Annotated in this window: 24 protein-coding genes; 11 read left to right on the forward strand and 13 right to left on the reverse strand. The window is 70.8% G+C overall.

Annotated elements, in window-relative coordinates:
* The first annotated feature begins 4 nt into the window (after window positions 1-4).
* On the forward strand, window positions 5-1,402 hold the full coding sequence (locus DMB66_RS24600) for a hypothetical protein (protein WP_125806481.1): 1,398 nt from the start codon (window positions 5-7) through the stop codon (window positions 1,400-1,402).
* A gap of 39 nt (window positions 1,403-1,441) precedes the next feature.
* On the opposite strand, the gene DMB66_RS24605 is transcribed toward DMB66_RS24600, so the two are convergent.
* The gene (locus DMB66_RS24605) at window positions 1,442-2,077 is read right to left on the reverse strand and encodes a TetR/AcrR family transcriptional regulator (RefSeq protein ID WP_233624816.1); all 636 of its coding nucleotides are present in this window, start codon (window positions 2,075-2,077) and stop codon (window positions 1,442-1,444) included.
* Window positions 2,078-2,156: 79 nt separating this feature from the next.
* On the opposite strand from DMB66_RS24605, the gene DMB66_RS24610 reads away from it, so the two are divergent.
* The 7 genes from DMB66_RS24610 (at window position 2,157) to DMB66_RS24640 (ending at window position 9,013) form a co-directional block, all read left to right on the forward strand.
* Window positions 2,157-3,122: a zinc-binding dehydrogenase gene (locus DMB66_RS24610; protein WP_125806483.1), complete on the forward strand. Its 966-nt coding sequence runs from the start codon at window positions 2,157-2,159 to the stop codon at window positions 3,120-3,122.
* Window positions 3,123-3,196: 74 nt separating this feature from the next.
* On the forward strand, window positions 3,197-5,518 hold the full coding sequence (locus tag DMB66_RS64005) for a polymorphic toxin-type HINT domain-containing protein (RefSeq protein ID WP_125806484.1): 2,322 nt from the start codon (window positions 3,197-3,199) through the stop codon (window positions 5,516-5,518).
* Between the two features lie 46 nt (window positions 5,519-5,564).
* Window positions 5,565-5,969: a hypothetical protein gene (locus DMB66_RS24620; RefSeq protein WP_125806485.1), complete on the forward strand. Its 405-nt coding sequence runs from the start codon at window positions 5,565-5,567 to the stop codon at window positions 5,967-5,969.
* A 400-nt stretch (window positions 5,970-6,369) separates the two neighbouring features.
* Window positions 6,370-6,657, forward strand: a complete 288-nt coding sequence (locus DMB66_RS24625) for a DUF1778 domain-containing protein (RefSeq protein ID WP_125806486.1) — start codon at window positions 6,370-6,372, stop codon at window positions 6,655-6,657.
* A gap of 44 nt (window positions 6,658-6,701) precedes the next feature.
* Window positions 6,702-7,175, forward strand: a complete 474-nt coding sequence (locus DMB66_RS24630) for a GNAT family N-acetyltransferase (protein WP_233624817.1) — start codon at window positions 6,702-6,704, stop codon at window positions 7,173-7,175.
* A 523-nt stretch (window positions 7,176-7,698) separates the two neighbouring features.
* Complete coding sequence (locus DMB66_RS24635) at window positions 7,699-8,208, forward strand: hypothetical protein (protein WP_125806488.1); 510 nt, start codon at window positions 7,699-7,701, stop codon at window positions 8,206-8,208.
* Window positions 8,209-8,455: 247 nt separating this feature from the next.
* Window positions 8,456-9,013 carry a hypothetical protein gene (locus DMB66_RS24640; RefSeq protein WP_125806489.1) on the forward strand — a complete coding sequence of 186 codons (558 nt, stop codon included), beginning with the start codon at window positions 8,456-8,458 and terminating at the stop codon, window positions 9,011-9,013.
* 16 nt (window positions 9,014-9,029) lie between these two features.
* On the opposite strand, the gene DMB66_RS24645 is transcribed toward DMB66_RS24640, so the two are convergent.
* From DMB66_RS24645 to DMB66_RS24665, 6 genes are all read right to left on the reverse strand, one after another.
* On the reverse strand, window positions 9,030-9,641 hold the full coding sequence (locus DMB66_RS24645; protein WP_125806490.1) for a dihydrofolate reductase family protein: 612 nt from the start codon (window positions 9,639-9,641) through the stop codon (window positions 9,030-9,032).
* Window positions 9,642-9,716: 75 nt separating this feature from the next.
* Window positions 9,717-10,559, reverse strand: coding sequence for a helix-turn-helix domain-containing protein (locus DMB66_RS24650; protein WP_125806491.1), 843 nt, complete (start codon window positions 10,557-10,559; stop codon window positions 9,717-9,719).
* Window positions 10,560-10,598: 39 nt separating this feature from the next.
* On the reverse strand, window positions 10,599-11,570 hold the full coding sequence (locus DMB66_RS24655; protein WP_125806492.1) for a pirin family protein: 972 nt from the start codon (window positions 11,568-11,570) through the stop codon (window positions 10,599-10,601).
* A 10-nt stretch (window positions 11,571-11,580) separates the two neighbouring features.
* Window positions 11,581-12,045 carry a MarR family winged helix-turn-helix transcriptional regulator gene (locus tag DMB66_RS24660; protein WP_125806493.1) on the reverse strand — a complete coding sequence of 155 codons (465 nt, stop codon included), beginning with the start codon at window positions 12,043-12,045 and terminating at the stop codon, window positions 11,581-11,583.
* A 56-nt stretch (window positions 12,046-12,101) separates the two neighbouring features.
* The gene (locus DMB66_RS61350) at window positions 12,102-13,274 is read right to left on the reverse strand and encodes an MFS transporter (RefSeq protein ID WP_158647347.1); all 1,173 of its coding nucleotides are present in this window, start codon (window positions 13,272-13,274) and stop codon (window positions 12,102-12,104) included.
* A 7-nt stretch (window positions 13,275-13,281) separates the two neighbouring features.
* On the reverse strand, window positions 13,282-13,899 hold the full coding sequence (locus DMB66_RS24665; RefSeq protein ID WP_125806494.1) for an HAD-IA family hydrolase: 618 nt from the start codon (window positions 13,897-13,899) through the stop codon (window positions 13,282-13,284).
* A 52-nt stretch (window positions 13,900-13,951) separates the two neighbouring features.
* Between DMB66_RS24665 and DMB66_RS24670 the strand changes: the two genes are divergently transcribed.
* Window positions 13,952-15,124 carry an ROK family protein gene (locus DMB66_RS24670; RefSeq protein WP_125806495.1) on the forward strand — a complete coding sequence of 391 codons (1,173 nt, stop codon included), beginning with the start codon at window positions 13,952-13,954 and terminating at the stop codon, window positions 15,122-15,124.
* A 53-nt stretch (window positions 15,125-15,177) separates the two neighbouring features.
* Window positions 15,178-15,708: a GNAT family N-acetyltransferase gene (locus DMB66_RS24675; RefSeq protein WP_125806496.1), complete on the forward strand. Its 531-nt coding sequence runs from the start codon at window positions 15,178-15,180 to the stop codon at window positions 15,706-15,708.
* Here the strand turns inward: DMB66_RS24675 and DMB66_RS24680 are convergent.
* The 6 genes from DMB66_RS24680 to DMB66_RS24705 all read right to left on the reverse strand — a co-directional run bounded on the left by DMB66_RS24680 (window position 15,696) and on the right by DMB66_RS24705 (window position 21,572).
* On the reverse strand, window positions 15,696-16,118 hold the full coding sequence (locus DMB66_RS24680) for a hypothetical protein (protein WP_125806497.1): 423 nt from the start codon (window positions 16,116-16,118) through the stop codon (window positions 15,696-15,698). The genes DMB66_RS24675 and DMB66_RS24680 overlap by 13 nt on opposite strands.
* 87 nt (window positions 16,119-16,205) lie before the next feature.
* Window positions 16,206-16,832 (reverse strand): Clp protease N-terminal domain-containing protein, encoded by a 627-nt coding sequence (locus tag DMB66_RS24685; RefSeq protein ID WP_125806498.1) that lies wholly within the window; start codon window positions 16,830-16,832, stop codon window positions 16,206-16,208.
* Window position 16,833: 1 nt separating this feature from the next.
* Window positions 16,834-17,070: a helix-turn-helix domain-containing protein gene (locus tag DMB66_RS24690; RefSeq protein ID WP_125806499.1), complete on the reverse strand. Its 237-nt coding sequence runs from the start codon at window positions 17,068-17,070 to the stop codon at window positions 16,834-16,836.
* Window positions 17,071-17,174: 104 nt separating this feature from the next.
* Window positions 17,175-17,960 (reverse strand): VOC family protein, encoded by a 786-nt coding sequence (locus DMB66_RS24695; RefSeq protein WP_233624818.1) that lies wholly within the window; start codon window positions 17,958-17,960, stop codon window positions 17,175-17,177.
* A gap of 157 nt (window positions 17,961-18,117) precedes the next feature.
* Window positions 18,118-19,386 carry a sodium:proton antiporter gene (locus DMB66_RS24700; protein ID WP_125806501.1) on the reverse strand — a complete coding sequence of 423 codons (1,269 nt, stop codon included), beginning with the start codon at window positions 19,384-19,386 and terminating at the stop codon, window positions 18,118-18,120.
* A gap of 47 nt (window positions 19,387-19,433) precedes the next feature.
* Entirely contained in the window at window positions 19,434-21,572 is a 2,139-nt protein-coding gene (locus DMB66_RS24705) for a SpoIIE family protein phosphatase (protein WP_125806502.1), read from the reverse strand.
* Window positions 21,573-22,040: 468 nt separating this feature from the next.
* Here DMB66_RS24705 and DMB66_RS24715 point away from each other — a divergent pair, with 468 nt between their 5' ends.
* A complete protein-coding gene (locus DMB66_RS24715) occupies window positions 22,041-23,477 on the forward strand; it encodes a hypothetical protein (RefSeq protein ID WP_125806503.1) in 1,437 nt (478 codons plus the stop codon).
* Window positions 23,478-23,539: the final 62 nt, after the last annotated feature.

Here is a 23,539-nt window from a genome sequence, read left to right on the forward strand (position 1 = left end):
CAGCATGACGGGGGATCCGGGGTTTCAGAGCGCAGTCATCGAGGTCCCGCAGGCGGAGGCGGCGGCCGGCACGACCAGGCAGGTCTGGTCACCGACGCACGGTCCGCTCCACGTGGTCATCCCGCCCGGGACCGTGGACGGTGCGGTCGTCTGGGCGCAGAGCCAGACCGCCGGCAACGTGCCCGTCACCATCCGGGTGTCCTCCCCGTTCCCCCCACCGCAGCCCTATTCGGGCGCTCCCGTCTCCGTCCCGCCCGGGCCCGACTATGCGCCGGGCCAGCCTTACCCTGGTCAGCCCTACCCCGGTCAGCCTTTCGCCGGCCAGCCGCAATACCCGGGCCAGCCCCAATATCCGGGCCAGCCCCAATACCCGGGCCAGCCGCAATATCCGGGTCAGCCGCAGGCGCTCGCCGGGCCGCCGCAGGCCGGCGCGCGCAGCAGCCGGCGCACGGCGGTGATCGGCGGCAGCATCGTCGTCCTGCTCGCCCTGGGCTGCTGCGGCATCGTCCGGGTGTTCTCCGGCGGCGACGACAGCCCGGAGGCCGGCAACCGCAACGGCATCGCGGCGACCGGCGGCACCAACGCGCCCAAGGTGGCGACCGACCCGCTCACCCCGGAGCAGTACGTCAAGGTGCTGGCGGCCTCCGACACCGCGATCGGGACGAGCTTCAAAAAGCTCAACACCGCGGACGGCGCGGCCTTCGCCAAGGCGGCCCCGGCGGCCGCGACCACGATCCGCGCCGAGGCCGACAAGCTGCGCGCCACCCTGCCGCCGGCCGGCGCGGCCGCGGCGCACGGGCAGCTCGCGCTGGAGCTGGAGAGCCTCGGCGACATGGTCGACGAGACCGCCTCGGCCAAGCAGGAGTGCCCGGCGGCCTCGCCGTGGGCGACGGTGCTGCAGTCGGGCTGGGCCGACGGCATCCGCGAGGACGCGAAGAAGCTGGCGGCGACGGACCCGAAGTACAAGTTCGGCACGTTCCTGCCGGCGGCGCCGAAGGAGACCAAGAACCGCCTCAAGAACGGCACGTTCATCAAGCGCACGAGCTCGGGCGGCTCCGGCCACCTGAAGATCAAGAACGGCGCGGCCGACACAACGGTCAGCCTGGTGCCGACCAAGGGCAAGAACCCCAAGGCAGTCCTGACGGTGTACGTCCGCGGCGGCGGCACCTTCACCGCCAAGGGGGTGCGCGACGGCACCTACCGGGTCTACACGGCCTCGGGCGTGGACTGGAACAAAGCCAAGAAGGGCTTCACCCGGGACTGCTCGTTCAGCAAGTTCGACGACACGTTCAAGTTCAGCACGACGGCGGTCTCGGCCTCGATCTGGACGATCACGCTCACCCCGGTGATCGGCGGCAACGCCTCGACCAGCGACGTGGACCCGAAGTCCTTCCCGGGCTGACCAACGGCCGCGGCCGCGGACGCGGCCGGCGGCGGGCGCCTACGGCGCGCGGTGGCCGAGCAGGGCGAACGGCAGTGCCTCGTTGAGCCAGGTCTCGGAGTCGTCCAGCGACCACCCGAGGTCGTCGGTGCGGACGAAGTAGGCGGCGTTGCAGAGGTGGAGCCAGAGCACATCGGTGGCTCGGGCGACGTCCATACCGGGGCGCAGCGCGCCCATCGCGGCCAGCCGGCGGGCGGTCAGATTCAGCCCACCGCGCATGCTTTCGTGGGCGATCCGCAGGCTCTCGCGCACGCTCGCCTCCTGCGGGGCGGCGGCGACGACCTGTCGCATCAGGCCGGACCACTGCGCGAACTTCAGGCGCGTGGCATGAACGATGAAGCGGATCAGCTCTTCCGGCTCGGCGATCGACTCGATCCGGACGAGTATCCGCGGGATGTCGTCGGCCGCGGTGCCGGACTCGATCAGCGTACGGATCAGGCCGTTCTTCCCGCCGCCGACCGCATAGACCGTCGCCGGCGCGACGCGAGCCGCCCGGGCGATGTCGTCGATCTTCGTGGCGAAATAGCCCCGCTCCACGAACAGGTCGCGGGCCGCCTCCAGGATCGCCCGGCGGGTGAGCTCGGCGTACTCGGCCCTCCTGCCCTTCGGGGCAGGGCTGCTCCGCGCGGATGTCACGCCGTTGATCATAGATGCTAGATTTCGCCAGAGCCGACTCTGGTGAATGAGTCATGGTCTATTGATGGGAAGTGGCGCTGTGCGTGCTGTGTGGCTGAAGGAATTCGGCAAGCCCGACCTGCTGCGGGTCGAAGACACCCCGCCGCCGGTGCCGGCGGCGGGCCAGGTCCTGATCGCCGTGGAGTTCGCCAACATCACCTGGATCGAGACGATGTTCCGCGCGACCGGCTTCGGGCCGTTCCCACCGCCGCCGATGATTCCCGGCAACGGGGTGGGCGGCGTGGTGACCGCGGCCGGCTCCGCCGCGGAGGAGCACCTGGTGGGCAAGCGGGTGGTGACCGGCACGGGCGGCTCGGGCGGGTGTGCGGAGCTGGTCGCCGTCGATGCCACCCAGCTCATCGAGGTGCCGCCGACCGTTCCGATGGACGACGCGGTCGCCCTGCTGTCGGACGGCCGCACGGCACTGATGATCATTGCGGCCGCCGAGGTCCGCGCCGGCGACCGGATCTTGATCGAGGCGGCGGCCGGCGGCGTCGGATCGCTGCTCGTGCAGTTGGCCGAGGCCGCGGGGGCGCGCGTGGTCGCCCTGGCCGGTGGGCCACGAAAGATGGCGCTGGCGCGGGAGCTCGGCGCCGCGATCGCGATCGACTACCGGGAACCCGACTGGGCCGCAGCGGTGCGAGCAGCCTGCGGGGAGGTGGACGTCGTCCTGGACGGCGTCGGTGGTGCGGTCGCCGAGGTGGCCTTCGATCTGCTCGGTCGCGGCGGCAGGATGATCAGCTTCGGCTTCAGCTCGGCCGCCGGCTGGCCGGACCTGTCGGAGGAGGCCATCGCTGAACGCGGGATCCGAGTGCGCCGCGGGGTCTTCGGCCCGCCCGAGGAGCAGACCCGGCGCACCACCGAGGCCCTCGCCCTGGCAGCGGCGAGCCGGCTGCGACCCGTGATCGGGCAGCGTTTCCCGCTCGACGGGGCCGGCGAGGCCCACCACACTATGGAGACCCGCGCCGCGGTCGGAAAGACCCTGCTCTATACCGCGTCCAGCTAGTTGGCGCGGTCGTCGACCAGGCCTACGAATACGATCCCGCCGGGAACATCCTGTCCATCAGCGACAACCCCCAGGTGGGGACCGCCGACAAGCAGTGCTTCGGATACGACGGACTGCAGCGGATGACCTCGGCGTGGACCCCCAAGAGCGGGATCGCATGCTCGGTGGCACCCTCGACCGGCGACCTCGGCGGCCCTGCTCCGTACTGGTACGACTGGACGATCGACAAGATCGGCAATCGCACCAAGGAGGTCTCGCACGCCGCGGGCGGAGACACCGTCCGCAGCTACGCCGCTCCGGCCGCCGGAGTGGGTGTGGTCCGTCCGCACGCCGTCACGTCGATGACCACCAGCCAGCCTGGGCAGAGCACCGACAGCACGGTCTCCTACGGCTACGACAACACCGGCAACATGACCACCCGACCCGGCGCGACCAACGGTCAGGTGCTCACCTGGGACGCCGAGGGCCGCCTCGCCAAGGTCGTCGAGGGCGGTAGCACTACCACCAACCTCTACGATGCGAGCGGCTCCCGGCTCATTCGCCGCGACGCCGGCGGCACCACGCTCTACCTGCCCGGCCAAGAGATCCGCCGAGCTGTCTCCGGCAACACCGCGACGGTTTCCTGCACGCGCTACTACACCTTCGCCGGCGCCACGGTCGCTTCGCGGAGCACCGGACAACAGAACCTCACCTGGCTGTTCAGCGACCATCAAGGCACCCAGCAGGCCTCGGTCAACGCCTACAGCCAGCAGGTGAGCATCCGCCGGCAGAACCCGTACGGCGAACCCCGCGGTGTCAATCCGACCTGGCCGACCCAGAAAGGCTTCGTGGGCGGCGACATCGATCCGACCGGCCTCACCCACCTCGGCGCGCGGGAATACGACCCGGCTCTGGGCCGGTTCATCTCGGTCGATCCGCTCCAGGATCTCACCAATCCGCAGCAGTGGAACGCGTACAGCTACGCCAACAACAGCCCGATAACCCTGAGCGACCCGAGCGGCACCGACCCGTGCCCCGGCGGCGGAGGCGGCTGCGGCTACGACGACACACCGGAGCACGTCAAGGACCCGGGAAGCTGCGGCAGCGCGAACTCGTGCGAGCACCACCAGGAGACAGACGGTAGCGGCACCGGCGGCATCGCAAAGGGCAGTGGTGGCGGCGACGGCGGAGGCCGTGGGGGCAGCGGCGGCAGCTCCGGCACGAAAGCCGGCTGCGGCACCGGCAACTCCTGTCAGGAGACCGAACGCCTGCGTTCCGCCATGATCCAGATCATGTCGGCATCCAACCCCGACACCAGTACGGAGATCGGCGCATTCTGCAGGATGCGGAGTGATCTGTGCGCCGGCTATCTCAACGATCTGAAGAACGGCGCAGTTCCCTGGCACATCGCCGCGTCTATTCATTGCGGCGAAAGCATCGCCTGCCGGCAGGACTACGGGATCGCCGGTATGGCCGGCGGACAATCACTCGGCAGCACCTTGAACCCCACCGTGGGCGACGCCCTGTTCCTGTCGGTCGTAGGCGGTGGGAGCTCGGGGATCGTGCGGATGGTGAAGGCGGCCCTCAGCGGTAACAAGGAAGCCGGGCAAATGCTGAGAAGCTGTGTCGCCAGCTACGGCGCCAACAGCTTCGACCCGGCCACGTTGGTTCTCATGGCCGACGGGACCACCAAGCCGATCCGCGATGTCCAGGTCGGCGACCGGGTCCTGGCCGCCGACCCGGAGACCGGCGCCAGGGCTGCCAAGGAAGTCACCGTTCTGCACAACAACCTCGACGTTGATCTTGTCGACGTGGAGATCGCGCGCGCCGGTGAGATCGAGACTCTTCACACCACGGCCGACCACCCCTTCTGGGACAAGACCCTGGGCCGGTGGGTCGGCGCCGGCGACCTCGAGCCCGGCCACCGGCTGAGCACCGCGCAAGCTGGCACTGTCACGGTGGTCGACCGGAGGCCGGCTCCCGGCAGCAACTTCATGCTCAACCTCACGGTGAGCGATCTGCACACGTACTATGTGCTCGCCGGCAAAACCCCGGTCCTGGTGCACAACACGGGCGGCTGCATCCCTGCGCTGCGTAACTGGCAGAGTGCGCGATTCCAGTTCGGCAACCAGCAATTCCTGCTTGACAAGAAGGGAATGGAGCACATTCTGACGCGGCATCATCCTGCCCACTGGGATGGCTCAGTGAAGGCGCAGCAGAGTTTCTTCGACCGCTCCATGTCTGTGGAGGATGTGCAGAGTGCGATCGGCTCTGTTATGCGGCAGAACCGGGATACGCTGGTGCAGCGTGGAGGGCGAGGCATGTATCAAGTTCAAGGAAACGTGAACGGCGTGGATTACGTACTCGGAGTCAACAACGGTCGCGTGGGCCAGTTCTATCCATTGCCGGGCAACTGAGATGTTGACTGTTAACTCTTTTATTAGGCTCCCTGACGGATCGTTTGTGCACGTCGATTCATATGGGGATCGTCCAGCAGACCCCGACTATGTCGAGGGCGCGATCGAGATCGTTGCGGATGGCGTGGAGATCGTCGGTCAGCGGGAATGGGACTATGTCGATCAACTTTGGTCCTATCTGGCGGACGCCTTGGAGCGGTTTCGGGCGGATGGGGCCGCAAGTACTTACTATCCGGATCAGCCGATTCTGATAGAGTTCTCGGCGCAGGGTTCCCGTGTTCTCATCTCGTCCACTGGAGGAGAGCATGTGCGTCGGGTCAGCGTCAATAGAACTGAGTTCGAAGAGGTCTTTAATGCGGCTGGCCGACGATTCTTTGACCGGATCTCAGAGATTGTCCCGGTCAATTCTGATGGCTACGCGGCGGCCCGCTCTAAGCTGGTGACTGGCTGAGCTTCCATTGGTACAGCGTTGCTGTGCGTAGTGGTGTCGCCGTCGTCGCCTGTGCTGGATCGTGGACGTTGCCGTCAGGGTGGCCGTCAAGCTGAAGCATCAATCGATGACTATCGCTGAATGGGCCGAGTGATCAGCTGAGATGTGGTCCGGGATTGCTGCGTCTGTTGTGGCAGTGATCCCGGACTTCCCGGCATGGCGGGCGCATCTGTTCTGCCAGTGTGCGGGCTGTGAAGCTTGTGTTCGGTATTGCTGGGCGTGCGCGCGGGGCCGTAGGCCTTGAGCGCGTGCGCGCGGCCCGGCTTCGGCCGGGCCGCATCTCTTGATTGTGTAGAGCAAATTTGGACCAGCCTCGGTTGCAGCCCTTCGCTCTGGCGTACGTTGTGCGTACACTTGGGTGATGAGTGCGAAGGCGGAACGGCTGCACCTGCGGGTGGATGCTGAGCAGAAGGCGTTGCTGGAGGCGGCTAGTCAGGCCGCGGGCGCGAGTGTGTCGACGTTCGTGCTGAAGGCGGCCACCGACGCGGCGGCTGATGTGCTCGCCGATCGGCGAGCGTTCTTGCTGAACGAGGACGCGTGGCGGGTGTTCGACGAAGCGCTCGAGCGCCCGGCCCAGGATGTCGCCGGCCTGCGTGAGTTGCTGACCGCGCCGACGGCTCTGGACAACCCTGGCGAGGCGCAGCGGTGAGCTCGCGTTTCTCGCCGGTCGAGCCGCTGTCGGCCACACATGTGGTGACCGGCTTCGACTGCGGCTCACCGGCCCAATCCGTCTGGTTGGCCGAGCACGCGCTGCAGGCACACCGGGCCGGGCTGTCCCGCGTGTACGTCGTCGGCGACATCGATCACCCGGATCGCCGGGTTATCGGCTACTACGCTCTCGCAGCGGGCAGCGTCGCTCCTGCTGACGCCTCTCCGCGGCTGCGGCAGGGTGCCGGCCGCTACCACCAGCCCGTGGTGATCCTGACCCGTCTCGGCGTCGACCGTAGCGCCCAGGGTGCCGGACTCGGACGTGCCCTGGTGGTCGATGCGCTGCGACGGATCGCCACCGCGGCCGAGGTCATCGGTGTGCGGGCGGTGCTCATCCACTGCGAAACTGACGCCGCCCGCGACTTTTATCTGCGGCTGGCCAAGTTTGAGCCGAGTCCCACGGATCCGATGCACCTGCTGCTGTTGATGAAGGACCTCCGCCGGGCACTCGCGGGGTAGCGCGCGTTGTTCGGACGTAGTGGTCTGTGCGCGTTGCCGTCACGGTTGCCGTCAACCCCGTCCGACAGTCCGATCCGCTGCCGGACCGTTCCGAGAAAGACCAGGTGAGAGCCCCTCACTGATCGGTCACTCTCCGTGTCGGCGGTGAATATGCCACACGTACTATGTGCTCGCCGGCGCCGCGCCGGTGCTGGTGCACAACGATCCAGCGCCCGTGCCGCCTATTATTCAGAACGCAATCGACGCCTATAATAATGGTCAACTCAGTCAGCGAATGACGGGCCCAAAGGATGCGCAAGTGCCGGATGTTTTCCGTGGTAACACCGGCCCAATCGGAGCGCGGAAGTTCTGGAAGGATACAAAGATCTACGATGTGCCCGGTGGTGGTAACGATTGGCGGCTTCTAGTAAAGTCCGACGGCACTGTAGGCTGGGTCGGACCGACGGGAGGAGTGAGGGGTGCGGGCCACAACTACGACCGGATCTCCACGTACAAGCCGTCTTGTTGAATTGCGGGAATCTTGATGTTCGATCAGCAGGCTATTGAGGCGTCACTTCGGACTGCGGGAATTGTGATGCTCGACTTTGTGTGGCCTTCACCCGCATTGCCTGCCAGTGCGGCATGGATGCTGACGGCTTGCCTTCCTGAGGACGGCAGAACCGACCGCACTTTCGATCTTGACGAGCCCGATCTCGTTGGGTTGGCGAACGATGCTTGGTGGCAACTCGTGGTCGAGTACGACTTACTCGACGAGGATCGAAGGTTCCTCGTCTCTGTTGGTCCTGTGGATCAGGTGACTCCGGCAAGACCGCACTGGGCGCGAGTAAGGCTGGAACGCGATTGGAACATTGTGGGCGGGGGTGTCGACAATGGAGTGCTCGGTGGCCCGCCGGGCCGGCCGGGTTTCGTGATGTTGTCGCTGAATGAAGGCGTTTTGATCGGAGGTACTACGTGGAATGACTCGATTGGCATTATCGCGCTTCCAAATCCGGTTGCTGCCAGCGCCATTCGAAAGTTCGTGGACCGGTTGTAGTAGGTAGTTGTATTCGTCACGCACAGCTTTCAGATTTGCCGCCGATTCCGAGCCTACCGGACTGGCGTGCTGGAACACCTCGGTCCGGTCATGAAGCAGAAGTTTGTAGGGATACGTCCGGAGGGCCGATGTCTCGTTCATTGTTTCCGCTGCCGTCCTCGGCGCAGACTCCACGCCCCGAGTTTCGGGCGCCGTCGTGACGGTGTCGGCTCGGCGATGGCGGGCAGTCGGGCGCAGCCCCGCGCTGGTGTTGCTACTGACGCTGGCGGCCGGGTGCGGCGACGTCGGAGCCGCGACCCCGGCGCCTGCGCCGGCCCGGACGGCGGCCACCTGGCAGCGGTTCGCCGTGGAATGCCCCGAGCTGGTCAACGCACCCTACGGGCTGCCGACGCGAGGTAAGCCATCCGCCGCGGACCATGTCGATGACGCCGGGCGCTACGAGGAACGGTGCGAATATGCGGCGCCGGGCGGCCGGCCGCTGCTCACCCTCCATGTGACGGTCTTCCGCGGGGCGGACGGTGCGACGCGCGTCGAGCAGGAATATCTGAAGGAGCGCACCGCGGCTGACAGCACCGAGTCTGTTGACTTCGTCGATGTGCCGCAGCTCGGTGACGCTGCCTTCGCGATATACGACAAGGGGGCGTGGAATGTGCTGATGAAAGCCCGCACGGGGAACGCGATCGGCGTCGCGGAGCTGCTCGCGGGCAAAGATGTCGCCGAGTCGTGGAGCGCCAGTGCGCCTCTGGAACAGCAGGTCCCCAAGCTGTCGGTCTTGATGACGAACTTCCTGACCGGACTCAGCTGATCGTGGGCGCCCTGGCCTAGCGGCGCACCTTGAACTTCAGGTGCAGCACCCGGTCGCCCTGGATGACCACGTGGGGATCCTCCAGCAGACGCTGCCCGTCGATGCTGCCGAAGTAGCGTTTGCCCGACCCGAACACGACCGGCACGATGTCCATCGCCACCTCGTCCACGAGGCCGGCGGCGAGGATCTGGCCGCCGACCTCGCCGGCGTTCACGCTGACGATGCGCGCCCCGGCGAGCTTCTGGGCCTTGTCGATCGCGGCCGCCACGTCGTCGACGAAATGGTATGACGCCTCGGGGTGCCAGCCCTCGGGCTTGGGTCGGTGTGACACCACGACCACGTGGTCGCCGGCGGGTGGTTGACCCTCCCAGCCGTTCATCAGGTCGAACATGGTGCGGCCCTGCACGATCGTGCCGATCGCCTCCCACATCGGCCGGACGTACTCCGCCGACGCGCGTGAGACCTTGAAGCCGCTTCCGGCTCCGGAGTGATCGTATTGCTGGTCGCCGCCCTGGGTGATCGGGGTGTCCCCGTTGAAGTACCACTCGTGGAGCGGCCCGACGTCGTCGTTCGCGTCGGCGATGAAGCCGTCCACCGACACCACGCTGTGCATGACTACTGTGCCCACAGGTTTCTCCTTGAGTCGCCTTGCGTATTCGCCTCCGATCTTTTCGTTGCCTGGGGCGCCCGGGCTTGTAAAAAATCAATCTGCGGGCATCGGACCGCTGTCCGGCGGGAACCCCCGCTCGGCGGGGAACCGGCGCCGCAGGGCCAGGTACTGCGTCGGGGTGTGGCCGGTGAAGTCCTTGAACTCCCTGCTGAAGTGGGCCTGGTCGAAGTAGCCCGCCGTCTGGGCGAGCTCCGACCAGTCAACCGGGCGCAGGGTGTCGACGGACAGGATCAGCCGTGCGAAGCGGTAGATCCGCGCCAGCCGCTTCGGGGTGACCCCGACATGAGACTTGAACTGGGTGGCCAGGTGATTGCCACTCACCCCGGCGGCATCGGTCAGCGCACAGACCGGGACCGCACCGTGGAGGGTCGCCAACCGCCCGCCTGTGTGCTGGACCAGGTCGAGGCCGCGCGATGGGCCCTCGGCGAGTCGCGATCGCAGCTCCCGCTCCAACGCCCGCAGCGTCTCGGAGGCCGATGCGAGCTCGCCGACCTGATTGCGAATCCGCTCCACCGACCGTTGCCAGACGGCGTCGACCGGCACCCATCGGTCCCGCAGGTCGGTCGCCGGCAGGTCGACGAACGGCGACATCCCCCAGGGCTTGAAGTGCACCCCGACGAGCCGCACCCGGGTGGGGTACTCGATGAGGAAGCGCCTGGTCCATACGCCCATGAACCACCCATCGGTGAGAACCGCCGGCGGCACCGAAGGATCGGAATCCCACAGGCGGACGGGTGCGCTCAGGTTGACGAACAGGTGCGCCGACGGCATCGGCGGGATGTTCATCCGGCGATGCCGCGGCACTCCGGTCAGGCAGTAGATGTCGTCGATGAACCGGTCGAGCGGCGGGGCGGGCACCTGGCCGACGTACTCCATGGGCTCAGTGTGCCCGGCACCCGCGGGTCAGGACGGCCGTCAGTTGGTGTGCGGCAGGCGCTCCGCCGGGATCACACCCAGGCGGCCCTTCTGGTAGTCCTCGAACGCCTGCGCGAGCTCCTCCCGCGTGTTCATCACGAACGGACCGTACTGCGCCACCGGCTCGCGGATCGGCCGGCCGCCCATGATGAACAGCTCCATCGCCGGGATGTTGGCGTCCTGCGACTTGTCGGCGGTGACCCGGATCGTGTCGCCGGCGCCGTGGGCGGCGAGCTGGCCGATCTGGATCGGGCGCCGTTCCGCACCGACCGTGCCGCGGCCCGCCAGCACGTAGACCAGCGCGTTGTAGTCCGCCTGCCAGGGCAGGTCGAGCTGGGCGCCCGGCTGCAGGGTGACGTGGGCCAGGTTGATCGGCGTGAACGTCGAGCCCGGGCCGGCGTGCCCGGCGATCTCGCCCGCGATCACCCGGATCAGGCTGCCGCCGTCCGGGGTGGTCAGCAGCGTCGACTCGCGGCCGCGGATGTCCTGGTATTTCGGGGCGATCATCTTGGCGGCCCGGGGCAGGTTGACCCAGAGCTGCAAGCCGTGGAAGAGCCCGCCGCTGGTGACCAGCTGCTCCGGCGGCGCCTCGATGTGCAGGATGCCGCCGCCCGCGGTCATCCACTGGGTGTCGCCGTTGGTGATCGAGCCGCCGCCGCCCAGGGAATCCTGGTGGTCCATCTGACCATCGATCATGTAGGTGACGGTCTCGAAGCCGCGGTGCGGATGCCATGGGGTGCCCTTGGGCTCGCCCGGCGCGTAGTCGACCTCGCCCATCTGGTCGAGGTGGATGAACGGGTCGAGCTCGTTCGTCGGCACGCCGGCGAAGGCGCGCCGGACCGGGAAGCCCTCGCCCTCGAAGCCGGACGGGGCGGTGGTCAGCCGGAGCACGGGCCGGTAGCTGGTGGTGGTGGGATCCAGCTGCGGCAGGCGCGGCAGGACCAGGACGTCGTCGACGGTGATCGCTGGCATGGTCTTCTCCTCAGACAGCGACCGGCTGCGTGCGCAGTCGGGGGCCCAGGCGTCCGAAGACGCGCGTGATGGTGGCGAGCTCGGCGTCGTCGAGGTCGTCGATGAACGTTTCCCGCACGGTGGCGAGGTGCAGTGGCGCGGCGGCGGTCAGCGCGGCCATCCCGGCGTCGGTCAGCACGGCCTCCTGGCCGCGGCCGTCGTCGCAGCAGCTCTGCTTGCGGACCAGGCCGCGCTTGACCATCGTGGTGATCTGGTACGTGCACCGGCTGGGCGAGAACACCAGGCGGCTGGCCAGCTCGCCCATGCGGAGCCGGTGCTCCGGCGTCTCGGAGAGCACGACCAGCACGTGATAGTCGGACATGCTCAGGCCGGTCGTGGCCCGCAGGTCGTCCTCAAGACGGTTGTGCAGCGCCCAGCTGCTCTCCACGAAGGCGCGCCAGGCGGCCTGCTGGGTGTCGCTGAGCGGTTCGGTCATGAGCAGAACGATACTCCTTCAAATCTGAAATACCAGCGGTTCGACGGTGGCGGTCGTCACTGACGGTGGCGCACCAGGAGCAGGGCGGCCAGCAGCGGAAGCGTGATGAGGAACGCGAGCCGCAGGTCCACCACGTCGGCGAGCCGGGCCAGGGCCGCGGGGGCCGCCAGGATGGCCGTACCCGAGGCGAGGGCGCCCAGCGACGCGGCGTGGGTGGCCCGCAGGCGCGGCGTCGCGACCAGGCCGGCCAGGGCCACCGGGTAGAGGGTCGCCACGCCCGCGCCGGCCGCGACGAGCCCCGCGGTGATCGCGGCCGGGCCGCTAGCGGCGACGACCACCAGGGCGCCGGCCGCGGTGATCGCCGCGCCGATCGGCACCACCGGGATCCGGCCGATCAGCGCCGGGCCCGCCAGCCGGCCCAGGGCCATGCCGATCGGGAAGGCCGTGCCGAGCGCGGCGGCGGTCCCGGGCGCCAGGCCCGCGGCGGCGAGCCGGGCCACGGCCCAGATGGTGAAGCAGAACTCGACCGAGACGGCGAGCACCACGGCGGACCAGCGCCGCGCCACCGCACCGGCCGCGGGCCGGCCCACCCCACCGGCCGCGGGTCGGTCATCCGCGTCGGCCGCGGGTCGGTCATCCGCGTCGGTTGGGGGCCGGGCGGGTCGGGCGGGCCAGGCGGGTCGGGCGGCCGGCGTCGGCCAGGATTTCGTTGGGCGCACGGTCGCGGCCAGATAGAGCAACGGGGGTACGACGAGCAGCAGCGCCAGCCGCCCGTTGACCAGGCCGGTCGCGTTCAGGCCGCCGATCGCCGCCGGGGCGAGCACCGCCGCGCTGCTGGACGCGGCGTTGACCTTGGTGAGCTGCACCGCCGCCTCCGCCCCGGCCAGCAACGCGGGGGTGACCAGCGCGAACGCCGCTCCTCCCGCGCCCAGCAGCAGGGCGCCCGCGACCGCCACCGCCGCCACCGGGGCGAGCGCGAGCAGCGTCGCTCCCGTCGCGACGGCCAGTGCGCCGCCGGCCAACGCCGGGCGCGGGCCGTTCCGCAGCAGCAATGGCCCGGCCGGTGCCATGACCAGCAGCCCGAAGCCGAACGTCGCGGGTAGCCAGGCCAGCTCCTCCGGCGGTACGCCGAAGTCGCCGGCCAGCAGCACGAGACAGGCGCCGAGCGCGGTGATCGCGTAGCCCAGGGCGGCCTGCGCGATCCCGGCCTGCCTGACCTTGCTGTCCATTCGATCCTCAGGGCTGTGGGGCCAGGAGTCGCGCGAGGGTGCCGAGATCGGCGATGGCGAGATCGCCGTCGACGCCCTTGAGGGCGGCCACCTGCGCTCCCGCGGCCCGGCCCGCGGCGACGCCGACCTCCGCGTCCTCGACCACCAGGCAGCGCTCCGGCGCGACGCCGAGCAGTTCGGCGGCGCGCAGGTAGCCCTCCGGGTCGGGCTTGCCCACCCGTACGTCGTCGACGGTGATCAGCAGCGGGGCCGCGATGCCGGCCGCGCCCAGCCGGGCCTTGGCGAGTCGCGCGTCGGCGCTGGTCACGATCGCCCACGGCAGTCGCAGCGCCGCCAGCAGCTCGTGTGCGCCGGGCGTGGGCACGACGTCGGAGAGATCTTCGTACTGGAGCTCGAGCTGGCGGGCGGCGGCCACGGCCGCGGCGGCGTCCGCCCCGGTCAGGTCCGGGCGGACCAGGCCGACGGTCCGTTCGGCCGGGGCGCCGTGCGCGACGGCCAGCACGGCGGCCGGGTCGACGCCGTATTCGGCGGCCCACGTCCGCCAGGCGCGTTCGACGGCGGCGTCCGAGTCGACCAGGGTGCCGTCCATGTCGAAGAGCACCGCCTCGATGATGGTGAGGTCCACGTCGTCCTCCTATTATCCTCGTAGTACGAGGATAAGGTGGTGAACCCCTGTCATGGCAAGCCCGACCCGCCGCCGGGCCCAGGAGACCCGCTGGCACACCGCGTCCCAGGTGCTCGCCTGGCTGCGCCTGCACCCCGGCGCGACCCGCGCGGCCCTGGCCCACGACCTGCAGCTCACCAGCGGCCTGGCGACCGAGCTCACCGGCCGGATGCGGGCGTTGAGCCTGCTCGCCGAGACGCCCGCGCCGCCGCGGGGCCGGGGCCGGCCGACCACCGTGCTGGGTGCGCACCCGGCCGGGCCGGTGGTGCTCGCGGTCGACGTCCGGGTGGCGGACTGGCGGCACGCGGTCGCCGGCCTCGACGGCCGCCTGCTCGACATCACCGCGGCCCGGCACGCCGGCGACCCCACCGCCGTGCTCAGTGCCGTCCGGCGGACAGTCGACGAGGTTCGCGAGCGGTACGGAACGCGGCTGCGGGCGGTCGCGGCAGCGGTCGCCGGGTCGATCCACGACGGCCGGCTGGCCCAGTCCGCGACCCTCGGCTGGCGTGACGTGGAGCTGGCCGGGCTCACCGCCGGCACCCCCGTTCCGCTCCTGCCCGGCAACGATGCGACGCTCGCCGGGCTCGCCGAGGCCCGCACCGGCGCTGCCGTCGGGGCGCGAGCGGCGCTGCACCTCATGGTCGAGGTCGGTATCGGTGGGGCGTTCACCGTCGATGGTCGCCCGTGGACCGGCGCGCACGGTGCTGCGGGTGAGTTCGGCCATCAGCCGTACGGGGACCGGTCCTTGACCTGCCCCTGCGGGGCGCGCGGCTGCTGGGATCTGGAGATCGACGGTCGCGCGCTGGCCCGCCACCTCGGCGTGACCGCCCCGGGCGACCCGCGGGGGTATGCGCGGCAGATCCTGGACCGGGCGGCGCACGACGCCGACGCCCGGCGAGCGCTGGCGATCGTCGCGGGCGCGCTCGGCGGGGGCATCGGCGCCCTGGTCAACGTGCACGATCCGGACACGGTCACGCTGGGCGGGCTCGCCGCACCGCTGCGCGCCGCCGCGCCGGACAGCTTCGCCGCGGCCTACGCCGGCGGGCTCATGGCGTTCCATCGTGGACAGCCGCCGCCGGTGGTCGACGCGGTGCACGGCGACGACGGCGCCCTGCACGGCGCGGCGATCCTGGCGCTGGACCACATCACCAGCGAAACCGCCCTGGCCGAGTGGTCAGCCCGATAGCCGGCGCGGGTGACCAGATCGTCGTAGCCGGACACCCGCGCCATAATCGCGCGATGGAACTGACGACCGCGCGGCTGTTTCTGCGCCCGTTCCGCGCCGACGACCACGCGGAACTGCACGCCATCGCAGGCGATCCGGAGGTCGTGCGCTGGATGGACTGGGGCCCGAACACACCCGAGGAGACCGGCGTCTTCCTCGGCTACGCCCTGGCGTCGGAGGCCGAGACCCCGCGGCGCGCCTGGAAGTTCGCGGTGATCCGGCGGACGGACGCGACGCTCATCGGCTCGGCGGAACTGCACATCGAGAGCCCCGAACACCACCGCGGCGCGATGGGCTATCTGATCGCCCCGGCGGCGCAGGGCCACGGGTACGCGACAGAGGCGGCGCAGGCCGTGCTGGACTTCGGGCTGACCGAAGGTGGCCTGCACCGGATCACGGCGACCTGCGACCCGGAGAACGTCGGTTCGAACCGCGTGCTGGAGAAGATCGGCATGAGCCGCGAGGGCCACCTGCGCGACCACTTCCTGATCCGCGGCGAGTGGCGCGACCGCCTGCTCTACGCCAGGCTCGCTCAGCTGCGATAGTAGATCCGCAGCTCGAAGCCGCTGGGGCCGGGCCGCCAGCCCAGATCGTCGACGGCGACCACCTCCGGGCGCCCGGCCAGCCAGTTCGCGGCCATGCCGAGCACATCGGCCGGGGTCGACCCGGTGAACACCCGCCGCCGGGCGAGATCGTCGGTATTGGCCGGCGCGTGCCGCGGCACACTCTGCGCGGCCAGCATCGGCTCGGGCCCGGTGACGACCGCGGTCGCGCCGATGGTCCTGCCGTCGACCACGCCCTGGACGAACCAGTCGTTGATCGACTCGTCGTGCTCGACGGTCCACCCGCTGACCGGCCCGATATCCGCGGCGATGGCGTGCTTGGCGTTGTCCAGGGCGGCGTCCAGGGTGGCGAGCTCGAGATCTTCGCCGTTGTATTCGACCCGATAGCTCATGTGTGTCCTCCGGCGTGTCCAACGAGCGGCCCAGCGGTGAGCCAGTACCCAGCCGGGAACCTGTTCAGTCAGGTCCGCCCCCGGGGCTCAGGCCGCCTGGTCCCGCAGGGAGCGGGTCACCTCCGCGCGGAGTCGCGCCGGATCCACCTCCGCGTCCGCGAGGATCCGCATCGCCAGGCCCTGACCCTCGCGCAGGATGCCGAGCACGATGTGTTCCGGCGCGATGAAGTTGTGCTTGAGCCGGAGCGCCTCGCGCAGGGACAGTTCGAGGATCTTCTTGGCGCGCGGCGAGAACGGAAGGTGGCCGGAGGTGAAGGCGCGCGGCGCCCGGCGCAACAGGCCGCGGCGCTTCGGGGCGGCCGGCTGGGGCAGGCGCAGCGCCCCGGGACCGAAGTTCTCCTCGATGGCCCGGCGGACCGCGTCCAGGTCGATGCCGATTGCCTTGAGGGCCGCGGCGTCGTCCGCGGTGGTGTCGATCTCCGGGGTGCTCGGCTCGGGGCTGGGCTCGACCAGGCGGATGACCGCGGCCCGGACGGACCGGGCGTCGACCCCGTGCTCGGTCAGCGCCGGGGCGGTGGCGACCGGGCCGGCGCTGTCCGCGAGCAGGGCGAGCAGCAGGTGCTGCGTGCCGATCGGGCGCTGGGCCAGGTCTCTGGCCTCCTCCTGGGCGCGCACCACGACCTCGCGTGCGGCATGGGTGAATCGCTCGAACATCTCAGCCCTCCCGTGGGTCCAGCATGGGCACGCGACCGGCGTGCTTCTTGTGTACGCCCTGGCGGGTCACCTCGAGGGCGTCCGCGATCTCCTGCCAGGACCAGCCTTTGCGTCGCGCGTTGGCCACCTGGAGATTTTCGAGGCCCTCCAGGAGGCGGCGCAGCGCCACGACCGCCCGCAGGCCGACCCGAGGATCGGTGCTGCCGGCGGCGGCGGCGAGATCGGTTGCTTCGGTCATGCTGTCAACTTACGTTGACAGCCGCGGCCTGTCAACCAAGGTTGACAGGACGAGCGCGAAAAGGCGCCGGGCGGATGCCCGGCGCCTTGCTGATCGTGGTTGGTCTACAACACCCCGAAGGTCAGCTCCATGCCGGCCGTCGAGTTGAACGACATGCTGAGCTCCACCGGCAGGGCCGCCGGGGCGGCCACCGCGAACGGCACGCCCCACGGGTCGAGGAGCTCCGCGTAGCTGCCGAAGCCCATGTCCGTCGGGCCGGCGATCACGCCGCCGCCCAGGTTGCGGCACGCCTGCATGGTCGCCGCGCAGTCGGCCACCTGGAACGCCGCGCGCCACCAGCTGCCGCCGTGGCTCGGGGCCAGCCCGGCCATCGCGTCGTGCGCCGTGGTGATCCATTCGCCTCGGGTGCCGTCGCTGCCGTACTCGTCGCGCAGCAGCCATCCGAACGCCTGGCCGTAGAACCGGGCCGCGGCCACCGCGTCGTCGGTGAGCAGCTCCGGGAAGGTCATCGTGCCCGGCTCGCCGCCGACCTCGGCGCCGGTGAAGCTGCCGCTCTCCCAGAGGCCCAGCAGGGCGCCGGCCGGGTCGGCGACCAGCGCCGAGCGCCCGCCGCGCCCCTCGGCGGGCTCGCTGACCAGGCTGCCGCCGGCCTCGCGGACCCGGGTGATCGAGGCTTCCAGGTTGTACTCGGTGAGGTAGGTGAGCCAGCCGGCGGGCCGGTCGGCGCGGGCGCGGGTCAGCCCGGCCGCGGCGCGGCCGCCGAGCTTGAATCGATCGCCGGCGGGTTCCCAGCCGAAGAGCCCGGCGTAGAAGTCCGCCGCACGAGCGGGATCAGCACTCGCCAGCTCGACCCAGCAGGGGGTCGCCGGCGCAAAGCCCCGAAGTCGCATCGGCCGCACCTTTCCTGTCGTTCCATCGTGGAATCTCGGCCCAGCGGAGATTGCCGATCACCTTACAGCTATGAATACGCTCTGCCACTACACCCGGGTTCAATGTCCTCAATAAACCACGACTTTGCGGGAGTGGGGCTACTCAGAGTTACGATGGTTACTGAGCGTGTCGCTCTTCCGGGGTACGCGATCGTTCGTTGTATCGGTCCAGAAGCCGCATCACGGGCGTCACCGCAACGCCGTGCAACACCACGCTCACGACCACGACGAAGGCCACTGTCGCCCATGCGACATCCACGGCCGGGAACGGTGCGTGGCTCATCGCGTACGCGAGGTAGTAGAACGAGCCGATGCCGCGAATGCCGAACGCGGCGATGACGGCGTGCTCGGCCGGATGGCCGGGCGCGCCGCGCAGCGACAGGAAGCCGGCCACCGGCCGGACCACGAAGATCAGCGCCAGCCCGGCCAGGGCGGCGGGCCAGGTGAGCGGGCCGAGCAGGCCGCCGACCACGGCGCCACCGAGCAGCAGGAGCAACAGTACGGTGAGCAGCCGCTCGATCTGCTCCGCGAAGTCGTGCAGCACCTGGTGGTACTCGTCGGTGCGCTGCGCCGAGCGGATGCCGCGCGCGGCGATGAAGACGGCCAGGAAGCCGTACCCGCCGGCGACCTCGACGAGCCCGTACGCGAGGAACGTCGCGGCCAGCGCCAGGAAGCCCTCGGAGTGGTGGGCCAGCCGGAGCTTGTGGTTGGGCGCGCGGAAGAAGAGCTTGCCCAGCAGCCGGCCGACGAGCAGACCACCGGCCACCCCGACGGCGACCTTGTAGAGCACATCCTTCAGGACCCACTCGCCGAGCCAGCTCTCCCCGGTCGCCGCGACGGTGGCCAGCGCGATGGCCGCGTACACGAAGGGGAAGGCGAGCCCGTCGTTGAGGCCCGCCTCCGAGGTCAGCGCGAACCGCACCTCGTCCTCGGAATCCTCCTCGTCGGTCGGCTCGCCGACCTGGACGTCCGAGGCCAGCACCGGGTCGGTGGGCGCGAGGGCTGCGCCGAGCAGCAGCGCGGTGGCCGGCACCAGCCCGGCCCACCACCAGCCGAACAGCGCCGTCGCCGCGATGGTGACGGGCATCGCGACGGCCAGCAGTCGCCACGTCGACGACCACCGGCGGGCGCCCAGCGGCCGGTCGATCTTCAGCCCGGCGCCCATCAGCGCCACGATCACGCAGACCTCGGTGAGGTGCTCGGTGAGCTTCGGATGGGCGAGCGGGTCGGCGGCGGGCAGCCCGAGGGGGAGCGCGAAGACGATCATCCCCAGGGCGAGGAAGACGATCGGCATGGACAGGGGGCGGCGTTCGAGGACCCGCGGCAGGATTCCGGCCAGCAGGGCGCCCACGCCGAACAGGGCGAAGAGAAGGTCGGGCAGCTGCACGGCTTTGAACTGCCCAGCCGCGGGGGAAACATGCCGCGCGGGTCAGCTCAGCGGGCTGGGATGAGCATCTCGAACCAGACCGTGGAGCCGCGCACCGTCGGGTCCGTGCCCCAGGTGTCGCTCAGCTCCTCGATCAGGCCCAGGCCGCGGCCCCGGCTGCTCAGCGCGTCCGTCCGGGCCCGGGTCACGCTGCCGCGCGTGCCGGTGTCCGCCACCGACACCAGCAGGCGCTCCGCGCTCAGGTCGATGTGCACCTGGGCCGGGGTGCCCGCGTGCAGCAGGGCGTTCGTGGTCAGCTCGCTGGTGCACAGGATGGCCGCGCCGATCACCGGCTCGGGCACCGACCACTCCCGCAGCCGGGTCGTCATCCACTGGCGGACCCGGCTCGGGCCGGTCGGCTCGGCCGGGACCAGCATCGTCGCCGAGCGGCTCAGGGCCACCGCCCGCTCCACGGCCAGCACCGCCACGTCGTCGTCGGTGCGGCCGGACACCGCCGCCGTCGCCAGCGAGCACAGGTTGCGCGGGTCGCCGCTGGTCGTGGCTGCGGCCGCGGCCACCAGATCCGCCAGGCCCGCGCTCAGCGGGCGGTCCCGGCGCTCCACCACGCCGTCGCTGAACATCAGGATCGAGTCACCCGGGTCGAGCCGCAGCACCGTGGTGCGCCAGCGCCCGCCGAGGCCGAGCGGCGCGCCCGGCGGCACCGGGACCAGCTCCGCGGTGGCCGGCCCGCCGAGCGGATCGACCCGGCGCAGCACCGGCGGCGGGTGGCCCGCGCTGGCCAGGGTGATCGTGCCGTCGGCCGGCTCGAGGACGCCGTAGACCACGGTCACGAAGATCTCCTCGTTGCGCGACTCGGCGCCCAGCGAGCCGACCAGCCTGTCCAGGCCGGCCAGCACGGTCTCGGGCGCCGGGTCGGTCAGCGCCAGCGCCCGCAGCGCGGCCCGCACCTGCCCCATCACGGCGGCGGCCCGGACGTCGTGCCCGGCGACGTCGCCCAGCACCATCGCCAGGCGCCCGTCGGAGAGCTCGAACGCGTCGTAGAAGTCGCCGCCGGCCGCGTTGCCGTCCACGCCGACGTCGTAGCGGGCCGCGATCCGGAACCTGTCCAGCTCCGGCAGGTGCTCCGGGAGCATGCTGCGCTGCAGCAGCTGGGCGGTGCCGTGCTGGGCCTCGAACCGGCGGGCCCGCTCGGCGGCCTGGGCCACCAGCTCGGCGGCCGCATACAGCAGGGCGCGCTCGGCGGGCAGCCAGGTGTGCGCGGTCCGGTAGCCCATGGTCAGGGCGCCGCGCAGGGACGCGGTGCGCAGCGGCATCGCGGCCAGCGCGCGGACCCGGCGCTCGTGCCGGTCGGTGGCGATGTCGGCGAGCGGGGCGCCGTCGGCCTGGAACGTCGACCGGCCGGTCTGCGCGGCGGTCACCATCGGCGAGCCGGGGTCGGGGCCGATCCTCTTCCACAGCGGCGGCAGGCGCTCGTCGGCCTCGTCCATCATCTCGCCGCGGATGCGCCGCACGTAGCGGAACTCCGCGCCGTCGTCCACCGCGAAGACACAGTGATCGACGTCGAACGAGGTCATCCCGTACGACAGGACGACCCGGGCGACGTCGTCGATGGTCAGCGCGGAGGCCAGCCGGGCGGTGAGGTCGCCGAGGCTCTGCAGCCGCCGGGTCACCTGGGTGGTCTCGGCGGCCACGGTCAGCACACCGGCGATGCCGCCGTGCACGTCCCGGATGATCGAGTGGCCGCGGGTGAACGATGCCTGCTCGACGTGCCCGGCGCCGCCGCGGGCCACGGCGACCTGCGTCTCGGCTTCGAGGAACGGCTGGCCGCTGCGGTAGACGTCGGCGATGACGCCGCCGACGCCGGGCGCCTGCCACTGCTCGCCGAAGACCTCGGCGGCCGGGCGGCCCACGGCCGCCGGGTGCCGGGCGCCGAGCACTTCCGCGTACGCGTCGTTGTAGATCATCACGTGGTCGTCGCCCCACGCGAGCACCATCGGCACCGGGGAGCCGAGCAGCATGTCCACGGTCGCGCGCACCACCGGGTCCCACGCCTCGGCCGGGCCCAGCGAGGTCGTCGCCCACGGGTGCAGGCGGACGAGCTCAGCGCAGTCGAGCGTGCGCTCCGGAGGCACACCGGTCTGATCGGGCAGCGTGGTCATCGCGAGAGAGCTCCCCATGCCGACCATGAGATGAGCGTAGCCCGCGTCGGCCGTTCGGACGATGCGGGCACCATACGGACGTCCGATTATGCCCGGTACGCGCGGCCAAAGGGTTGTGCCGCTCGCTTATAGTTCCTCGCCGGCCGAAACCCCGCCGGATCGGCCCTGCCGTCCTGGGCTGCGGCGCTGAGCTGCGACGATTCGATCTCTCGGCGCCGGATGTGTGCTCACGTCGCCGGTGCCGGCGACCGGAGCGGCTCCCGGCGCAGCCGTCGGCTAGGGCATCGACGGCGGTGATGGTGTCGCACATTCGACAGCGGCCGCGGCGCCGGCTCCCCGCGCTGGCTCCCCGGCCGTGCCCGTAGCGGCCGCGGCGCCGGCTCCCCGGCCGTGCCCGTCGACGGGCTGCTTCCGCAGTGCGGATCGGGTTTCGGCGACCTATGGTCGGCGCAGGGGCCGCATCGACGCAGGCCGTTGGGAAACCGAGGAGAGCGGATGAGCGGCGCCGATCTGAGCGATGCGTTGAGCGACATGTGGCGTTCCGTGTTGTTGTTCGTGCCGACGGCGCTGGCGTTCCTCGCCATCCTGCTCATCGGCTATGTGCTGGCCCGGCTGGTCCGCACGGTGGTGGTCAAGACACTGAGCCGGATCGGTTTCGACCGGGCCGTCGAGCGCGGCGCCATCGGGAAGGCGCTGGGCGGCCGGGTCGAGCCCAGCGACCTGTGCGCCAAGATCGCGTTCTACGCGGTGCTGCTCTTCGCGCTGCAGCTGGCCTTCGGCATCTGGGGCCCGAACGCGGTCAGCGACCTGCTCACCGCGCTGATCGGCTGGCTGCCCCGGGCGTTCGTGGCCATCGTCATCATCGTGGTGGCCGCGGCGATCGGCGGCGCCGTGCGGGATCTGATCGGCAGCGCGCTCGGCGGCCTGGCGTACGGGCGGGTGCTGGCCCGGGCCGCGTACTGGCTGATCGTCGCGCTGGGTGTCATCGCGGCCCTGGACCAGGTGCAGATCGCCACGGCGGTCACCCAGCCGGTGCTGATCGCCGTGCTGGCGACCGTGGCCGGGGTGCTCATCGTCGGCGTCGGCGGCGGGCTGGTCCGGCCCATGCAGCAGCGCTGGGAGATCTGGCTGGACCGGGCGAGCACGGAGTCGGCGGCGATCCGCGAGCACGCCCGCGGCTATGCGGACGAGCGGGCCCGGGTGGCGGCCGAGAAGCAGGCCGCCGAGCAGAAGGCGGCCGAGGAGGCAGCCGCCCGGGTGGCTGCGGAACTGGCCGCCGAGCAGGCGCGGCGGGCCGAGGAGGCCCGGGTCGCCGAGGAGACCCGACGGGCGGAGGAAGCGCGGCGGGCTGAGGAAGCGCGGCAGGCCGAGCAGGCGCGGGTCGCCGAGGAGGCCCGGCGGGCCGAGCAGGCGCGGGTCGCCGAGGAGGCCCGGCGGGCCGAGGAAGCGCGGGTCGCCGAGCGGGACCGGGCCGCCGACGAGGCGCGGGCCGCTACGGAGGCCCAGGCTGCCCGGCTCGAGGCCGGGCGGGTCGCCGGGGAAGCCGAGCGCAGGCGGGCGCTGGAGGCCGCGGCCGAGGAGAAGACGCAGGTCATCCCGGTGCAGCGGCCGTGGCCCGGCAGCGACGACCAGCCGCACATCGTGCCGGGCTTCGACGACCCCGAACCGGTCGGAGTGTCTGATATCGGGCCGGGCGCCGACGCCGGTCCCGACGAGCAGCCGGGCGGCGTCGCGGCCCGGTCCGCGGATGACGACGCGGAGACCACGGCGGACGTCGCGAGGCGAGGTGACGAGCCGGAGCAGTCCGGCCGGGAGCCCGAGACGACCTCGCCGAGCGGGCGGCGCCCCGTGCCGCCGCAGCCGGGTGGTGCGGTGGAAGCGGAGAAGACCCAGCTCATCGACCCTCGGCTCGACGACGAGACCAGGCCCTGACGCGGGTATGACGAGGGGCCGGTACCGGATTTCCGGTACCGGCCCCGAATGGTCGGTGTGGC

It is taken from the genome of Actinoplanes sp. ATCC 53533 (assembly GCF_003947245.1).

What these genes read in the sequence shown, in the direction of transcription:
- DMB66_RS24680 (WP_125806497.1), bottom strand. Translation starts at nt 16,118, where the DNA reads ATGAGCTATCGGGTCGAATACAACGGCGAAGATCTCGAGCTCGCCACC.
- DMB66_RS24695 (WP_233624818.1), bottom strand. Translation starts at nt 17,960, where the DNA reads ATGCGACTTCGGGGCTTTGCGCCGGCGACCCCCTGCTGGGTCGAGCTG.
- DMB66_RS24670 (WP_125806495.1), top strand. Translation starts at nt 13,952, where the DNA reads ATGGCAAGCCCGACCCGCCGCCGGGCCCAGGAGACCCGCTGGCACACC.
- DMB66_RS24675 (WP_125806496.1), top strand. Translation starts at nt 15,178, where the DNA reads ATGGAACTGACGACCGCGCGGCTGTTTCTGCGCCCGTTCCGCGCCGAC.
- DMB66_RS61350 (WP_158647347.1), bottom strand. Translation starts at nt 13,274, where the DNA reads ATGGACAGCAAGGTCAGGCAGGCCGGGATCGCGCAGGCCGCCCTGGGC.
- DMB66_RS24660 (WP_125806493.1), bottom strand. Translation starts at nt 12,045, where the DNA reads ATGACCGAACCGCTCAGCGACACCCAGCAGGCCGCCTGGCGCGCCTTC.
- DMB66_RS24685 (WP_125806498.1), bottom strand. Translation starts at nt 16,832, where the DNA reads ATGTTCGAGCGATTCACCCATGCCGCACGCGAGGTCGTGGTGCGCGCC.
- DMB66_RS24715 (WP_125806503.1), top strand. Translation starts at nt 22,041, where the DNA reads ATGAGCGGCGCCGATCTGAGCGATGCGTTGAGCGACATGTGGCGTTCC.
- DMB66_RS24705 (WP_125806502.1), bottom strand. Translation starts at nt 21,572, where the DNA reads ATGGTCGGCATGGGGAGCTCTCTCGCGATGACCACGCTGCCCGATCAG.
- DMB66_RS24600 (WP_125806481.1), top strand. Translation starts at nt 5, where the DNA reads ATGACGGGGGATCCGGGGTTTCAGAGCGCAGTCATCGAGGTCCCGCAG.
- DMB66_RS24625 (WP_125806486.1), top strand. Translation starts at nt 6,370, where the DNA reads ATGAGTGCGAAGGCGGAACGGCTGCACCTGCGGGTGGATGCTGAGCAG.
- DMB66_RS24690 (WP_125806499.1), bottom strand. Translation starts at nt 17,070, where the DNA reads ATGACCGAAGCAACCGATCTCGCCGCCGCCGCCGGCAGCACCGATCCT.
- DMB66_RS24635 (WP_125806488.1), top strand. Translation starts at nt 7,699, where the DNA reads ATGTTCGATCAGCAGGCTATTGAGGCGTCACTTCGGACTGCGGGAATT.
- DMB66_RS24655 (WP_125806492.1), bottom strand. Translation starts at nt 11,570, where the DNA reads ATGCCAGCGATCACCGTCGACGACGTCCTGGTCCTGCCGCGCCTGCCG.
- DMB66_RS24650 (WP_125806491.1), bottom strand. Translation starts at nt 10,559, where the DNA reads ATGGAGTACGTCGGCCAGGTGCCCGCCCCGCCGCTCGACCGGTTCATC.